The 15,216-nt window shown below is 59.4% G+C and carries 12 protein-coding genes; 4 read left to right on the forward strand and 8 right to left on the reverse strand.

The genetic code is table 11. The features are described 5' to 3' along the window. Positions 1-25 precede the first annotated feature (25 nt). Positions 26-2,323: a TonB-dependent receptor gene (locus IE038_RS14720; RefSeq protein ID WP_189395842.1), complete on the reverse strand. Its 2,298-nt coding sequence runs from the start codon at positions 2,321-2,323 to the stop codon at positions 26-28. A gap of 219 nt (positions 2,324-2,542) precedes the next feature. Here IE038_RS14720 and IE038_RS14725 point away from each other — a divergent pair, with 219 nt between their 5' ends. Then, positions 2,543-3,223 (forward strand): Fe2+-dependent dioxygenase, encoded by a 681-nt coding sequence (locus tag IE038_RS14725; protein WP_163934034.1) that lies wholly within the window; start codon positions 2,543-2,545, stop codon positions 3,221-3,223. Between the two features lie 3 nt (positions 3,224-3,226). Then, positions 3,227-3,985: a tetratricopeptide repeat protein gene (locus IE038_RS14730; RefSeq protein ID WP_163934037.1), complete on the forward strand. Its 759-nt coding sequence runs from the start codon at positions 3,227-3,229 to the stop codon at positions 3,983-3,985. Positions 3,986-4,053: 68 nt separating this feature from the next. Here IE038_RS14730 and IE038_RS14735 read toward each other — a convergent pair whose 3' ends face one another. Beyond that, a complete protein-coding gene (locus IE038_RS14735) occupies positions 4,054-5,217 on the reverse strand; it encodes a type III PLP-dependent enzyme (protein ID WP_163934040.1) in 1,164 nt (387 codons plus the stop codon). Between the two features lie 528 nt (positions 5,218-5,745). Here IE038_RS14735 and IE038_RS14740 point away from each other — a divergent pair. Continuing rightward, complete coding sequence (locus IE038_RS14740) at positions 5,746-6,345, forward strand: hypothetical protein (RefSeq protein WP_189395843.1); 600 nt, start codon at positions 5,746-5,748, stop codon at positions 6,343-6,345. A 122-nt stretch (positions 6,346-6,467) separates the two neighbouring features. Continuing rightward, positions 6,468-8,051, forward strand: coding sequence for a peptide chain release factor 3 (locus IE038_RS14745; protein ID WP_163934046.1), 1,584 nt, complete (start codon positions 6,468-6,470; stop codon positions 8,049-8,051). Positions 8,052-8,170: 119 nt separating this feature from the next. Here IE038_RS14745 and IE038_RS14750 read toward each other — a convergent pair whose 3' ends face one another. From IE038_RS14750 to IE038_RS14775, 6 genes are all read right to left on the reverse strand, one after another. Then, a complete protein-coding gene (locus IE038_RS14750; protein WP_163934049.1) occupies positions 8,171-9,139 on the reverse strand; it encodes a peptide ABC transporter ATP-binding protein in 969 nt (322 codons plus the stop codon). Beyond that, positions 9,139-10,107, reverse strand: a complete 969-nt coding sequence (locus IE038_RS14755; RefSeq protein ID WP_163934052.1) for an ABC transporter ATP-binding protein — start codon at positions 10,105-10,107, stop codon at positions 9,139-9,141. The genes IE038_RS14750 and IE038_RS14755 overlap by 1 nt, the downstream gene beginning before the upstream one ends. Positions 10,108-10,117: 10 nt before the next feature. Continuing rightward, the gene (locus IE038_RS14760) at positions 10,118-11,050 is read right to left on the reverse strand and encodes an ABC transporter permease subunit (protein ID WP_163934055.1); all 933 of its coding nucleotides are present in this window, start codon (positions 11,048-11,050) and stop codon (positions 10,118-10,120) included. Between the two features lie 10 nt (positions 11,051-11,060). Beyond that, on the reverse strand, positions 11,061-12,071 hold the full coding sequence (locus tag IE038_RS14765; RefSeq protein ID WP_189395844.1) for an ABC transporter permease subunit: 1,011 nt from the start codon (positions 12,069-12,071) through the stop codon (positions 11,061-11,063). 74 nt (positions 12,072-12,145) lie between these two features. Continuing rightward, complete coding sequence (locus IE038_RS14770) at positions 12,146-13,741, reverse strand: ABC transporter substrate-binding protein (RefSeq protein WP_163934058.1); 1,596 nt, start codon at positions 13,739-13,741, stop codon at positions 12,146-12,148. A gap of 74 nt (positions 13,742-13,815) precedes the next feature. Further along, on the reverse strand, positions 13,816-15,195 hold the full coding sequence (locus tag IE038_RS14775; RefSeq protein ID WP_163934061.1) for an OprD family porin: 1,380 nt from the start codon (positions 15,193-15,195) through the stop codon (positions 13,816-13,818). Between the last annotated feature and the right edge of the window lie 21 nt (positions 15,196-15,216).

The raw sequence follows: 15,216 nt of genomic DNA on the forward strand, positions 1-15,216 counted from the left end.
GGCGGGGCTTTGCCTGTCAGCTGCCTCAGAAGTGGAAGCTGGTGGTCAGCAGTGCGGTACGGCCGGCGGCCTGGTTAGCGTAGTGATTGCCGTAGGCCTTGTCGTAATACAGCTCGTCGGTCAGGTTCTGCACGTTGAGCTGCAGGTCGACGTTCTTGGTCAGCTTGTAGCTGGCCATTGCGTCGTAACGCACGTAGGAGTCAACCATGACGCTGTTGGTGGTGTTGCCGAACACGTCATCGACGTAGAAAGCACCGCCCCCGATGGTCAGCTTCGGCGTGACGTTGTAGGTGGTCCACAGCGTCATGCTGTTGTTTGGCGTGTTAGGCAATTGGTTGCCGTCATCGTAGCCTTCGATGTACACGTTACCCACCTTCGGCGCGCCACCGTCGACGAGCTTGGCATCCATGTAGGTATAGCCTGCGAACACTTGCCAGTTGTTGGTCAGCTTGCCGGTCGCGGTCAGTTCGAGGCCGTCAACTCGGGTTGTACCGACGTTCTGATAGGTATTGGCGTCAACCAGCACTCGGGCGTTTTCTTTCTCGGTGCGGAAGATTGCCGCAGTCAGTGCCAGACGCTCCTGAAGCAGGTTCCATTTGGTACCGATTTCGTAGTTGGTGGTTTCTTCCGCTTTCAGGTCGCTGGTGGTAGTGGCGGTCAGCAGCGCGTTACCGTCGGAACCTTCGCCCAGCGAAGCGCCGGCTGGTGTAGCAGACGTGGCATAGGAGACATAGATACTGCCGTTTTCGGCGGGTTTCCAGGTCAAGCCCAGTTGGCCGGTGACGAATTCGCTGGTGTCCTCAGTCTTGAAGTTGACGACTTTGTTGTTGCTCAGCGCACGAGTCTTGGCCTTGGTGTCGAAGTGGTCGTAGCGCAGGCCCATGGTCAGCAGCCATGCCGGGTCCAGTTCAAGTGTGTCAACCAGATAGATGGCACGGGTGCTACCGGTGGTGTCTGCACCCAGGTCATTACGTGTAACGGTGCCATCCCATGCTTCGTGAGGGTCCGGGTTGGGGAACGAGGTGCAGACCCCAGAGATCTGTCCGGTAGCACTGGAGCACTTGCCAGCACTGAAGCCGGTGATGGTGTAGCCGGTCTTGACCGAGGCTTCGCGGCTCAGTTCGATACCGGTGGAGAAGTTGTTCTTGAAACCGGCGATGTAGACTTCGCCGAACAGGTCGGTCTGGTTCGTGGTGGTACGGGTGTTGGCCACGCGGTTGTTCGGGCGACGCCAGACTTCACCGTTGAGGATGTTGCCCTTGCTGTCGTCCGGCTGGGTGATGATGTAATCCTGCAGGGTGTTGCCGTGGCGCAGGGTGTTCTTCACCGTCAGCGAGTCGCTCAGGTCGTGCTCGATGGCGATGGTGGAGATATCCGCGCGGCTTTTGTAGAAGTCGCGGCCGACCAGGCCATAGTAATTGTCGCTGTCACCACCATTGGTGGGCTTGTCCGGGTTGGCTGAGCTGCGAGAACCCGCGACGCCCGAGTTCAGGCTGTAGGGGATGCCGGAGTCTGGCAGGTCGTCACTTTCGACGTGGTAGTAGTCCAGGCTCACACGGGTATCGGTACCCAGGCCAAACACCAGCGACGGTGCTACACCCCAACGGTCATAGTTGACTTCGTCGCGACCGGCGACGTTGTTTTCGTGGGTCATCAGGTTCAGGCGGAACGCTGCCGTGTCGAGGAACTGGTAGTTGCCGTCGAGGGTGTAGCGTTGCGTCTGGTCTGAACCCCAGGTGTAGGCGCCATCCAGCGAGTTGCCCAGGTGGGCCTTCTTGGTGATCAGGTTGATGCTGCCACCGGCCGCACCACGACCTGCGATGGACGAGTTAGGGCCTTTGCTGACTTCAATCGATTCAACGGCGAAGATTTCCCGGGTTTGTGAGCCCGTGTCGCGCACACCGTCCAGGTACATCGAGCTCTGCGTATCAAAGCCACGAATGAACGGACGGTCGCCAGAAGGGTTACCCCCTTCGCCCGCGCCCATGGTGATGCCGGGGACGGTTCGCAGGGCATCCTGCAGGTTCTGGGCGTTGGTGTCCTTGATGACCTGTTGCGGGACCACGGTGACGGTACGCGGGATGTCCACCAGCGGCGCTGTGTACTTTTGCGAAGCCGATTTTTCAACCTTGTAGTCGGTGCTGCTCTGGCTTGCTTCACCCGTAACACTGGTGGCATCCAGAGCAATCGCCCCATCGTTGGCCGGTGCAGGTTCGGCAGCGTACGCGATGTGCGCAGTGGAGGTGGCGGTAATGGCCACACCGATGGCAGAAGCGAGCAAGCGTGGTGAACTGACTGCGGTTGGCACGTAGTGGCGCGACATTGTTATGACCCCTCCCAAGGTGTTAAGGCCGCGAAATGTAATGTAAATACATACGACTAGCAATTGAGAAAGATTGTTATTTGTATTGAATTTACAATCTTTACATTTTTAGCCTGTGTTTTTTGCCGGCTCAAACGTCTTCGCAAGCGCGGAGGGCTTGTGGCAAGGCAATAAGAATCAATATCATTGCTGTCTTTCCCGGCCTCAGGTATCCGCGCCATGCTTTTACACATTCCCGGTCTGTTTACGCATGAGGAAGTGCTGCGTATTCGTGAGGCGCTGGAGCAGGCCGATTGGGCTGACGGCAAGGTCACGGCGGGTTACCAGTCGGCCAAGGCCAAGCACAACCTCCAGTTGGCCGAGGGCCATCCATTGGCCAAGGAGATTGGTGCGGCCCTGCTTGAGCGCTTGTGGGCCAACCCGCGCTTCATGTCGGCGGCGTTACCGTTCAAGGTCTTCCCGCCACTGGTCAACTGCTACCGCGAAGGCGGCAACTTTGGCTTTCATATCGACAATGCTGTTCGTCAGCCCCGTGGCAGCCATGAGCGGGTGCGTACTGATCTGTCGTCGACGCTGTTCTTCAGCGATCCTGAGGATTACGACGGCGGTGAACTTGAAATTCAAGACACTTACGGGGTGCAGCGGGTCAAGCTGGCGGCTGGCGATATGGTGTTGTACCCAGGCACGAGCCTGCACAAGGTCAACCCGGTCACCCGTGGTGCACGTTATGCGGCGTTTTTCTGGACCCAGAGCATGATCCGCGAAGACAGCCAGCGCACCTTGCTGTTTGAGATGGACAACGCGATTCAGCAACTGACAGCCGACGTTCCTGATCATCCATCACTGATTCAGTTGACGGGGACCTACCACAACCTGCTGCGCCGCTGGGCTGAGGTTTGAGTCATGGCTTTCCACCTACGCCGTGAAGAAGTGCTCGACGGTGATCAACTGGGTCAGATGCTTGAAGAAAGCCCGGCCAAGGCTGCCCAAGCGCTGTTGATGGCGGCGGGGCAAGGTATCGTCGAAGCGCAGTTGTTGCTGGGCCAGATACTCCTGGACGGGCGCGGCATCGAGCGCGATCCTGCCTTGGCCCGACGGTGGTTCGCCATTGCCGCCAATCAGGGCAATGCGATGGCGCATAACATGCTCGGGCGTTGCCTGGAGCATGGTTGGGGAGGCGAGGTGGATGTTGCCGATGCGGCACGCCATTATCGCTTCGCTGCAGACGCAGGGCTTGACTGGGGGCTGTACAACTATGCCAACCTGCTGGCCACAGGGCGTGGTGTAGCAACAGACCCTGTCGCCGCATTGCAGTGTTATCGACTGGCTGCCGAGAAAGGCCATGCGAAATCCATGAACCTGCTGGGACGCTACCTTGAGGACGGTGTGCATTGCCCGGTCGATGTGCCCGCAGCACACGAGTGGTACCGGCGTTCAGCCGAAGGCGGAGACTTTCGTGGGCAGTTCAGCCATGCAGGGATTCTGGCGGCGCGTGGGCGGGTCGAGCAGGCTTTGGCATGGTTGCGCCAGGCGCTGGTTGGGGGGAATGCGAACTTCCTGAAGGTTGCCGCAGCAGCATTGGAAGAGGCGACGCAACCTGAAATCCGAGCCATGGCGGTGGATTACCGCTCGCGGCTGACCGAGCTGGGTGCAAGGCCATAAAGCAATCGCCGGCAAGGTGACCCCTGCAGGTGCAGGAGCCGACCTTGCCGGCGATCAGGTAGCGTTGCTTACAGGTAGTAGGCTTTCAGCGGCGGGAAGCCGTTGAACTCTACCGCGCTGTAGCTGGTGGTGTAGGCACCGGTCGACAGCCAGTACAGGCGGTCACCGATGGCCAGGTTCAGTGGCAGGCCGTATTTGTATTGTTCATACATGATGTCGGCGCTGTCGCAGGTTGGGCCGGCAATCACCACTTCTTCCATCTCGCCTTTTTTCTCGGTCCAGATCGGGAACTTGATGGACTCGTCCATGGTTTCGATCAGGCCGGAGAACTTGCCCACGTCGGTGTAGACCCAGCGCTCGACGGCCGTACGCGACTTACGGGCAACCAGCACCACTTCACTGACCAGAATGCCGGCGTTGGCAATCAGCGAACGGCCTGGCTCAAGGATGATTTCCGGCAGGTCGTCACCGAAGTCTTCCTTCAGGAAGCGGATGATTTCCTCGGCATAGGTTTCCAGGCTGTTGGTACGGGTGATGTAGTTGGCCGGGAAGCCGCCACCCATGTTGATCAGCTTCAGCTCGATGCCGTCTTCGTCTTTCAGGCGTTCGAAGATCACTTTGACCTTGGCGATGGCCGCGTCCCAGACGCTGATGTCGCGCTGTTGCGAACCCACATGGAAGGAGATGCCGTACGGCACCAGGCCCAGGTCGCGGGCGAGGATCAGCAGGTCCATGGCCATGTCGGTCTGGCAACCGAACTTGCGCGACAGCGGCCAGTCAGCGGTGGTCGAGCCTTCGGTCAGGATACGCACGTAGACTTTCGAGCCCGGTGCGGCCTTGGCAATGTTGCGCAGGTCGGCTTCGGAGTCGGAGGCATACAGACGCACGCCCTTCTCGTAGAAGTAGCGGATGTCCTTGGATTTCTTGATGGTGTTGCCATAGCTGATGCGGTCCGGGGTAACGCCGCGGCCCAGCACTTTGTCGAGCTCGTAGATCGAGGCGATGTCGAAGCTCGAACCCTTGTCGCGCAGCAGATCAATGATCTCGACCGCCGGGTTGGCCTTGACCGCGTAGTAGACCTTGGCGAATTCGAAACCCGCGCGCAGGTCGTCATAGGCCTGGCTGATCATCTGGGTGTCGATGAGTACGAAAGGGGTTTCTTGCTTGTCGGCGAACGCCTTCATTTTTTGAAAGGTTTCGCGCGCGAAGTAGTCTTCGACCTGAATCGACATGCTTAGGGACTCCATGGGCAAACTAAAAAAATAAGTGGCTGCAGCTGAGCGCCCTCCGTATCCCCACTTTGGTTCGCCTACTTCCCAAGGCATGTCGCCGAAAGCAAAAAGGTCAACCGTGCCGTAAAAAAGGCATTACGGGTGACCTTGCTGTCTCGTCGTCAGTACTTGAGCCGGATGGATCGTTTCCAGCATGGACGCTCGGCGCGAACTTTAGGACTTGAGGGGTTCAAGATCAACAAAAAATGTCGCGTTTTTGCACACGTCTGTCGCCCGGCGTTGCGCAGCCTCTTTGTAACCGACTCATATGACAGGTAAATGTTCAATGAAAGGGCCGGCCAGGCCATGAGATCGCTGCCGCAACAGCGCCACTCACACAGGAGCATGGGTGAATTTCCAAGGCCTCAATGGCGTACCTCAAGACTTAGGGTAGTCGTCGTTGGCGGGCAGTCAGTCTATTGCTGCACCGCTGTCATATGGCTGGCTGGCAAGGGCTGGCGCAGTCGACTCAAACAGAGAGGTAAGGCCATGTTGACGTTCAAATACGATAAATCATTTGTCGCTTTCGTTGAGTGCACCACACCAGGGTTCGAGGGCTATCTGGACTGTGGAGAGCTGAAGATGAAGCCGCTCGCGGATGATCCGCACGGCCGCGAGGTACCCCATCGGCGCGCAGCCGACTGGCTGACAGTCACCTCATACAAGGGCCGTGAAGCGCATCGTTTCTGGTTTCGGTGTTTCGAGGACAGCAGCACCGGCAAGCGCTATTTCGATATTCAGTCCTGGAGCCGCAGGACTGGACGTGACCTGAAGACCAAGCAGCGTCATTGCGACTTGAGCAGTAACGGTTATGTCGGTTTGCACGAGGCTGAAACGCCGCACGAGTGCCTGTGGCAGGTTTCGGTGTTTGACCAGGACACGTATTGCGACGTTGGCGATGACCTGGCGCTGGGCAAGATCGAATCGGTAGTGATCGCCAGCTATAAGGACACCCTGTTGTGTGCCTACGGTCGCGAGCAAGTCGGCAACGAGTGGTATTGCTATGCCGCTGACAGTAATGGTCCGGCGTTGATCCTGACGCTGGATATCCAGGATCTGGGTGAGGAACTGCTGGAGAATCAGGGCTAACGCCGGTGATGGGCTTCCACGGTCGGGTGGCGTGCGCCGGCCGTTGGGAGTCTCGACTTTGGTCCATCGGCAAGTTCGGGTATAATTTTGGCCCTTTTGAATCCCCAGTCAGGCGATTTCCCATGACCAACCAGGCCGCCGAAGTCGCGAAGCGTCGCACTTTCGCCATTATTTCCCACCCCGATGCGGGTAAAACCACCATCACCGAGAAGCTCCTGCTGATGGGCAAGGCGATTGCCGTCGCCGGTACGGTGAAATCGCGAAAGTCCGATCGCCATGCCACCTCCGACTGGATGGAAATGGAGAAGCAGCGCGGCATCTCCATCACCACCTCGGTGATGCAGTTCCCGTACCGCGATCACATGATCAACCTGCTCGACACCCCGGGCCACGAAGACTTCTCCGAAGATACCTACCGCACACTGACGGCTGTGGACTCGGCACTGATGGTCCTCGACGGCGGTAAAGGTGTCGAGCCACGTACCATTGCCCTGATGGATGTCTGCCGCCTGCGCGACACCCCTATCGTCAGCTTCATCAACAAACTCGACCGCGATATTCGTGACCCGATCGAGTTGCTCGACGAGATCGAGGCGGTCCTGAAGATCAAGGCCGCGCCGATTACCTGGCCAATCGGCTGCTACAAGGACTTCAAGGGTGTTTACCACCTGTCCGGTGACTACATCATCGTTTACACCCCGGGCCACGGCCATGAGCGTACCGAGGTGAAGATCATCGAGAAACTCGACTCGGACGAAGCCCGCGCACATCTGGGCGATGAGTACGAGCGTTTCATCGAGCAACTGGAGCTGGTTCAGGGCGCTTGCCATGAGTTCGACCAGGACGAGTTCATGAACGGTGAGTTGACGCCGGTGTTCTTCGGTACCGCACTGGGTAACTTCGGTGTCGACCATGTGCTTGATGCTGTGGTCGACTGGGCACCACGCCCACTGCCACGTGTTGCCAACGAGCGCACAGTGGAGCCGACCGAAGAGAAGTTCAGCGGCTTCGTCTTCAAGATCCAGGCGAACATGGACCCGAAACACCGCGACCGTATCGCTTTCATGCGTATCTGTTCGGGGCGTTACGAGAAGGGCATGAAGATGCGTCATGTGCGCACCGGCAAAGACCTGCGTATCGGCGATGCTCTGACCTTCTTCTCGTCCGAGCGTGAGCAACTGGAAGAGGCCTGGGCAGGTGACATCATCGGTTTGCATAACCACGGCACCATCCAGATTGGTGACACCTTCACCGAAGGCGAGAACCTGGGCTTCACTGGCATTCCTCACTTCGCCCCTGAATTGTTCCGCCGTGTACGCCTGAAAGACCCGCTCAAGTCCAAGCAACTGCGTCAGGGCCTGCAGCAATTGGCTGAAGAGGGCGCTACCCAGGTGTTCTTCCCGGAGCGTAGCAACGACATCATCCTCGGCGCTGTAGGTGTGCTGCAGTTCGATGTGGTCGCCAGTCGCTTGAAGGAAGAGTACAAGGTTGAATGCGCCTACGAGCCGATCACAGTGTGGTCGGCCCGCTGGATCCAGTGCGACGACAAGAAGAAGCTTGAGGAATTCAAGGTCAAGGCCATGGAAAACCTGGCCATCGACGGTGGTGGTCACCTGACCTACCTGGCCCCGACCCGGGTCAACCTGGCCCTGATGGAAGAGCGCTGGCCGGATGTGAAATTCCGCGCCACGCGTGAGCACCACTAAGCCCCGCCTGCCCTACGCCGTTGTGGGAACGGTTTGCCAGTGATGCAGGCGCCACGTACTAGGTTGTGCAGGCAAGCCTGCCAACCTGAGCGGGTAGTGCCGGCGACGCTCTTTCTCTGCTAGAGGAATTGCTCGGCGTAGTGACAGGCGACTTGCCGCGTTTCTACCTGGCGAAATGCCGGTACCTCCCGTGCGCAACGCTCGGTGGCATGTGGGCAGCGTTTGTGAAATGCGCATCCAGAGGGCGGGTTGAGCGGGTTGGGCAGTTCGCCGGCGATCTTGATCTTTGGTTTGAGTGGGTCTGGATGCAAGGTTGGGGTCGCTGACAACAACGCCTGGGTGTAAGGGTGCAATGGCTTGTTGTAGATGTCCTCTTTCGGGCCCATTTCTGCCGGACGGCCGAGGTACATCACCAGCACCTGATCAGCCACGTGCCGCACGACTGCCAGGTTGTGGGAGATGAACACGTATGCGGTGTTGAACTCTTGCTGCAGGTCCATGAACAGGTTTAACACTTGTGCCTGGATCGACACGTCCAGGGCCGAGGTTGGCTCATCGGCCACCAGCACCTTGGGTTGCAGCATCATGGCCCGGGCGAGGGCGATACGCTGGCGCTGCCCACCGGAAAACATATGCGGGTAGCGCTGATAGTGTTCAGGGCGAAGGCCGACCTGCTGCATCATCGCCTGGACTTTCTCACGCCGTTCGGCCTTCGAGAGGTTGGTGTTGATCAGCAAGGGTTCGGCGAGCTGGTCACCGATTTTCTGTCGGGGGTTCAACGAGGCATAAGGGCTCTGGAAAACCATTTGCACATCTTTGCGCAGTTGCTTGCGCTGCGCCTTGTTGGCCCCTGTGACCTCTTGCCCGGCAATTTTCAGGGAGCCGGAAGAGGGCTCTTCAATGAGGGTCAGGGCGCGGGCCAGGGTTGACTTGCCGCACCCGGACTCACCCACTACTGCCAGGGTCTTGCCGGCTTCCAGTTCGAATGAGACCCCATTCAGTGCACGGACCAGCGCGTGGCCCTTGAACAGGCCCCGGGAGACTTCGTAATGGCGGGTAAGCTCACGGGCGGTAAGAACGACGCTCATTACGCCACCTCCTGGTTCAGCGGGTAGAAACAACGGACCAGGCTGTGGGCCTGTCTGTCCAGGCTTGGGCGTTGCTGGCGGCAGTTGTCCTGAACGTAGGGGCAGCGCGGCGAAAGCAGGCAACCCTGTGGGCGGTCATAGCGCCCCGGAACGATACCCGGCAAGGTTGCCAGGCGTGCGGCGCCTTCGCTGTGCTCGGGAATCGCCGCCAGCAGTGCTTCGCTGTAAGGGTGCGCGGGCACCTCGAACAGTTCCGGTACCTGGCCAATTTCAACGGCCTGGCCTGCGTACATCACGCACACACGCCTGGCTGTTTCAGCCACCACGGCGAGGTCATGGGTAATCAGAATCAGGGCCATGTCCCGCTCTTGTTGCAGGTTGAGCAGCAGTTCCATGATCTGCGCCTGGATGGTCACGTCCAGTGCGGTGGTTGGCTCGTCTGCGATCAGCAATTTGGGCTCGCCCGCAATCGCCATGGCAATGGCTACGCGTTGGCTCATGCCGCCCGAAAGTTGGTGCGGGTAGGCGTCCAGTCGGCTTTCAGCCGCCGGGATTTCGACTTTCTTGAGCAGCTCCAGCGCCCGCAGGCGGGCCGCCTTGCCGCGCAGGCCGAGGTGCTGGCGCAGCACTTCCTCGATCTGAAAACCGACGGTGTAGCTAGGGTTGAGCGCGGTCATCGGGTCCTGGAAGACCATCGCCAGATCCTTGCCGACAACGTTGCGCCGCTGTCGGGCGCTGAGCTTCAGCATGTCGCTGCCATCGAAGGTCATGCTGTCGGCGGTGACGATGCCGGGGGCGTCAATCAGGCCCATCAGCGCCATCATGGTCACGGATTTCCCCGAGCCAGACTCGCCGACGATGGCCAGTACCTCACCTTTTTCCACGCTAAGGTCGAGGCCGTCGACCACCGGTACTGCCTTGGCGTCGCCAAAGCGCACATTGAGATTGTTGATCTGCAACAGTGACATGGGCGTCTCCTCAGGCGGCATTCTTGAGTTTCGGGTCTAGCGCATCACGCAGCCCGTCGCCCATCAGGTTGATTGCCAGCACGCTGAGCAAAATGGTCAGGCCGGGCAGGCTCACGACCCACCAGGCGCGTTCGATATAGTCACGGGCCGAAGCCAGCATCGTGCCCCACTCCGGGGTTGGCGGTTGGACGCCCAGGCCAAGGAAGCCCAGGGCTGCTGCATCGAGGATGGCCGAGGAGAAGCTCAGGGTTGCCTGGACGATCAGTGGTGCCATGCAGTTGGGCAGCACGGTGATGAACATCAAGCGTGGCAGGCTGGCGCCGGCCAGGCGTGCAGCCGTCACGTAGTCACGGTTCAGCTCTCCCATTACCGCTGCGCGGGTCAGGCGTACGTAAGACGGTAACGAAACGATGGCGATGGCGATCACGGTGTTGATCAGGCCAGGGCCGAGGATCGCGACAATGGCCACCGCCAGCAGCAGCGAAGGCAGGGCCAGCATGACGTCCATCAGGCGCATGATCGACGGGCCGAGCAGGCGTGGGAAGAACCCGGCCAGCAGTCCCAGGAGGACCCCGGGGATCAGCGACATGACCACGGAAGACAGGCCAATCAGTAACGACAGGCGCGAGCCATGGATCAGTCGTGAGAGCAGGTCGCGGCCGAGTTCGTCGGTGCCGAGGATGAATTGCCAGGTGCCGCCCTCGAGCCAGACGGGTGGGGTCAACAGGAAGTCCCGGTACTGTTCACTCGGCGTATGGGGCGCGACCCAGGGTGCGAAGAGGGCACAGAAGACGATCAGGCACATGAACAGCAGGCCGGCGAAGGCACCTTTGTTGCGGGCGAATGCCTGCCAGAATTCGCTGTAAGGCGATGGGTAGAGCAGGCTCTGGTCAACAGCGCTGGGCGGCATGGCAGAAGCGGATTTTGTGATGGGGTCAGTCATTGTCGTGGCCTCAGCGCTGGTGGCGAATGCGTGGGTTGACCAGGCCGTAGAGGATGTCCACGACGAAGTTCACCAGGATCACCAGGCAGGCGATCAGCAGGATGCCATTCTGTACAACGGGGTAGTCACGGGCGCCGATGGCTTCGATCAGCCATTTGCCGATGCCCGGCCAGGAAAAGATGGTTTCGGTCAGCACAGCGCCGCCTAGCAGGGTACCGACCTGCAGGCCGAACACGGTCAGAACCGGAATCAATGCGTTACGCAGACCATGCACGAAGACCACGCGGCCAGGTGACAGGCCTTTGGCGCGGGCGGTGCGAATGTAATCCTCGCGCAGTACTTCGAGCATCGAGGAGCGGGTCATGCGTGCAATCACTGCCAGTGGAATGGTGCCCAGGACGATGGCCGGCAGAATCAGGTGCATCAGGGCGTCCTTGAAGGCCCCTTCTTCTTCGCTGAACAGGGTGTCGATGAGCATGAAACCGGTGATGGGCTCAATGTCGTAGAGCGAGCTGATGCGCTCGGAAACCGGCGTCCAGCCAAGGCTCACCGAGAAGAACATGATCAGGATCAGGCCCCACCAGAAGATCGGCATGGAGTAACCGGTCAGCGAGATGCCCATGACGCCGTGGTCAAGCAGCGAGCCGCGCTTGAGGGCGGCAATCACCCCGGCCAACAGGCCGAATACACCGGCAAACAGCAGGGCGGCAAGCGCCAGTTCCAGGGTGGCCGGGAACAGGGTGAGAAACTCTTTCCAGACGCTTTCGCGGGTGCGCAATGATTCGCCCAGATCACCTTGGGCGAGCTTGGTAATGTAGTCCAGGTACTGCACCGGTAACGGTTTGTTCAGCCCCAGCCGTTCCATGGCTTGTGCGTGCATCTCAGGGTCGACCCGACGCTCGCCCATCATCACTTCAACCGGATCACCGGGTATCAATCGTATGAGCGCGAACGTCAGTAAGGTGATGCCGAAGAAGGTCGGGATCAACAGTCCCAGTCGTCGGGCAATAAAACTAAACATCTTCTGGTGTACCTCATCAGCCGGTTAGGCGTACCCGCCAACGCCCGGATAAGGCGCGGGCGGGCGTTGTTGTTCTACTTCACCAGGGTGGTAGCGAAGTTGTTGGTGGTCAGCGGGCTGATGTGGAAGCCCTCGACGTTCTTGCGCATGGCGGTAAACATCTTCGGATGTGCGATGCTGATCCACGGTTGGTCTTCATCGTACACCGCCAGGGCTTTCTCATAGAGTGCTGCGCGCTCGCCAGTGTCGATGGTTTCGCGGGCTTTCGTGATCAGTGCCTGGAAGACCGGGTTGCACCAGCGTGCGTAGTTCTCACCACTTTTTACGGCGTCGCAGCTCAACAGCGGGCTAAGGAAGTTGTCCGGGTCGCCATTGTCACCGGCCCAGCCGGTAGAGACCATGTCAGGTTCCCCTTTCTTCGCGCGCTTGAGCATTTCCGCCCATTCCATCACGCGGATATCGACCTTCAGGCCAATCCTGGCCAGGTCGGCCTGGAGCATTTCTGCGCTCAATCGCGGGTTGGGGTTGGTCGGGCCGCCACCATTGCGGGTGTACAGGGTCAACACTGTGCCTTCCGGTACACCGGCTTCCTTGAGCAGGGCGCGGGCTTTATCCAGGTCGCGGGGCGGGTTGTGGTTGGCGGTGTTGAAGCCAATCAGTGTCGGTGGGTAGGGGTTGATGCCGAGTAGCGCGTTGCCTTTGCCAAACAGTTGGTCTACATGGGCTTGTTTGTCGAACGCCAGGTTGATCGCTTTGCGCACTCGCACGTCATCAAGGTACTTGTGCTCGGTGTTCAGCGCGATGTAGCCGGTGGTCAGGGCCTCCAGTTCGTCGACTTTCAGGTTCGGGTCTTTGCGGATACTGGGAATGTCATCGGGCTTGGGATACAGCGCGATCTGGCATTCGTTGGCTTTGAGTTTCTGCAGGCGCACATTGTTGTCAGTGGCAATGGTCAGCACCAGGGTGTCGCTGGGCGGCTTGCCGCGGAAATACTCGGGGTTGGCCTTGAAACGTATCTGGGCATCTTTTTTGTAGCGCTGGAAAATGAACGGGCCGGTGCCAATCGGTTGGCTGTTGAGGCTGCCAGTCTTGTTGGCTGCCAGCAGCTGGTTGGCATATTCGGCTGAATAGATCGAGGTGAAGGCCATGGCCAGGTCACGCAGAAACGGTGCTTCCGGGCGAGTCAGGGTGAAACTGACGGTGTGCTCGTCGACTTTCTCGACGCGTTTGAGCAAGTCCTTGAACCCCATGCTTTCAAAGTAGGGGAAGCCGACACTGGCCTTGTCATGCCAGGGATGCGAGGGGTCGAGTTGGCGCTGAAAGCTCCAGAGCACATCGTCAGCATTCATCTCGCGGCTGGGGGTGAAGTACTCGGTGGTGTGGAACTTCACGCCTTGCCGCAAGTGGAACGTGTAGGTCAGCCCGTCCGGGCTGATTTCCCAGCGCTCGGCCAGGGCCGGTTCGATATCGGTGGTGCCCGGCTTGAAGTCTACCAGTCGGTTGAACACCGTTTCGGCGGCGGCATCGGCTGTCACTGCGGTGGTGTACTGAACGATGTCGAAGCCTTCCGGGCTGGCTTCGGTGCACACCACCAGCGGCTTGGCCGCCACACTGGTTGCAGTGCTCAACAATAGGGCTGCCAGGGCAGCCTGAAGGGGTCGCAGTTTCATGAAAGCTCCCAGCGATCAATTAAAGCAGGTTAGTTGCCACGGGCGATTCGTCTAATCTCCCGTGGCCATGTCCCCTAAAGGATGTTGAATGGAATGGTGGTGACGACCCGGAGCTCGTCCAGGCTGCCGTCGGCCTGGGCCTTGCTGGCACGGTGGGCGGTGTAGGTGGCGCGTACCGTGGCGTCTTTGAGCGAGCCGCTCTGCACGGTATAAGTGCTGCCAATGCCATACTCGTAGTGGTTTTCACCCTCAAGGCCACGCACGTCGTAGCCGCTGCTCGTGTAGTGGGTGCCGTCGATCCCCCAGCCGCGGGCGTTATAGATATTAAACTTCAGCCCCGGAATACCATACCCGGCCATGTTCAGGGTGTAGGCGACCTGCAGGGATTTTTCATTCGGGCCGTTGAAGTCCGAGAGCAGGGAGTTGGCCAGGAAGATGGCGTTGGTGTCATGGAGGTAGTCGAAGTACTCGTTGCCGTTTACCTGCTGGTAGGAAACGCTGAGTCTATGCGCCTGATGGGTCAGGCCGAGCGACAGGCTGTAGGTGTCATTGTCGATCTCCCCCAGCTTGCGTTTACCTTCATCCCGGGTCTTGTAGTAGTTCAGCCCGGTGCTCAGGCTCAGCAGTGCGCTGTCTCCCAGTTCGTGCGTGGCACCGAAGTAGTACTGGTTCCAAAGGTCTTCGACCTTGGACAGGTAGAGGCTGGTGTTCACGCTCTTGAGCGGCTGATAGTTGACGCCGGCCATGCTGACGCGGTCGGTGTACTGGTTGCTGTCGCCATATTCCGAGCGGAACTTGCTCTGGCCCTGCTCGGTTCGGGTCGAGACGCGGTCGAACGTGCCGGCGTCGAACGAGAGGTTATCGAACTCTGCACTGTGCAGGCTGACCCCCTGGAAGCTGGAGGGCAGTGCACGGTTGCCAATGTAGGCAATCACCGGGGTGTCGATGGACTGGCGGCCTGCCGTGAGGGTGGTGTTGGATACTCGCGCCTTGAGGTTGGCCAGGCCCATCTTGCTCCATTGGCCAACGACCTCTCCGTCACTGTGGGTCAGGGTGCGGTTGTTTGGCCCGGCGACGGCAGCGCGACCTTGCTCAAGTGCAATGGCGTTGTACGCGGCGACTTCAGTGCTGAAGCCGACGGTACCTTCGGTGAAGCCTGAGGTGTAGTTGAGGATGTTTCCCTGTACCCAGTTGTTGCGGCTATGGGTGTCATGGCGACTACCGTCGCGTTTGTAATACTTCCACAGGGGCGCACGGGTGGCGCGTTCGTGGGCGTACCAGTTGCGGGTCGAGCCGGACAGGTGCTGCCCTTCGATGAAGCCTTTGGCTTCGTTCTGATCCTGAGTGGACTTGACCGTTACCGGGACGAATGCCTGGCTGACGGGTTCTGCCAGGGCCAGTGTGGACAGGCTACTGAGGGATAAGGCCAGTACTGCGCTTTTGGTTCGTCTCAAGATAAAACTCCCTTTCTTCTC

Origin of the sequence: Pseudomonas laurentiana, from assembly GCF_014648275.1 — a bacterium.
Classification (GTDB): domain Bacteria; phylum Pseudomonadota; class Gammaproteobacteria; order Pseudomonadales; family Pseudomonadaceae; genus Aquipseudomonas; species Aquipseudomonas laurentiana.

Bases quoted from the DNA above. Each gene is read 5' to 3' on its own strand.
- IE038_RS14725 (WP_163934034.1), top strand. From the start codon at position 2,543: ATGCTTTTACACATTCCCGGTCTGTTTACGCATGAGGAAGTGCTGCGT.
- IE038_RS14760 (WP_163934055.1), bottom strand. From the start codon at position 11,050: ATGACTGACCCCATCACAAAATCCGCTTCTGCCATGCCGCCCAGCGCT.
- IE038_RS14750 (WP_163934049.1), bottom strand. From the start codon at position 9,139: ATGAGCGTCGTTCTTACCGCCCGTGAGCTTACCCGCCATTACGAAGTC.
- IE038_RS14745 (WP_163934046.1), top strand. From the start codon at position 6,468: ATGACCAACCAGGCCGCCGAAGTCGCGAAGCGTCGCACTTTCGCCATT.
- IE038_RS14755 (WP_163934052.1), bottom strand. From the start codon at position 10,107: ATGTCACTGTTGCAGATCAACAATCTCAATGTGCGCTTTGGCGACGCC.
- IE038_RS14730 (WP_163934037.1), top strand. From the start codon at position 3,227: ATGGCTTTCCACCTACGCCGTGAAGAAGTGCTCGACGGTGATCAACTG.
- IE038_RS14770 (WP_163934058.1), bottom strand. From the start codon at position 13,741: ATGAAACTGCGACCCCTTCAGGCTGCCCTGGCAGCCCTATTGTTGAGC.
- IE038_RS14740 (WP_189395843.1), top strand. From the start codon at position 5,746: ATGTTGACGTTCAAATACGATAAATCATTTGTCGCTTTCGTTGAGTGC.
- IE038_RS14735 (WP_163934040.1), bottom strand. From the start codon at position 5,217: ATGTCGATTCAGGTCGAAGACTACTTCGCGCGCGAAACCTTTCAAAAA.
- IE038_RS14765 (WP_189395844.1), bottom strand. From the start codon at position 12,071: ATGTTTAGTTTTATTGCCCGACGACTGGGACTGTTGATCCCGACCTTC.
- IE038_RS14720 (WP_189395842.1), bottom strand. From the start codon at position 2,323: ATGTCGCGCCACTACGTGCCAACCGCAGTCAGTTCACCACGCTTGCTC.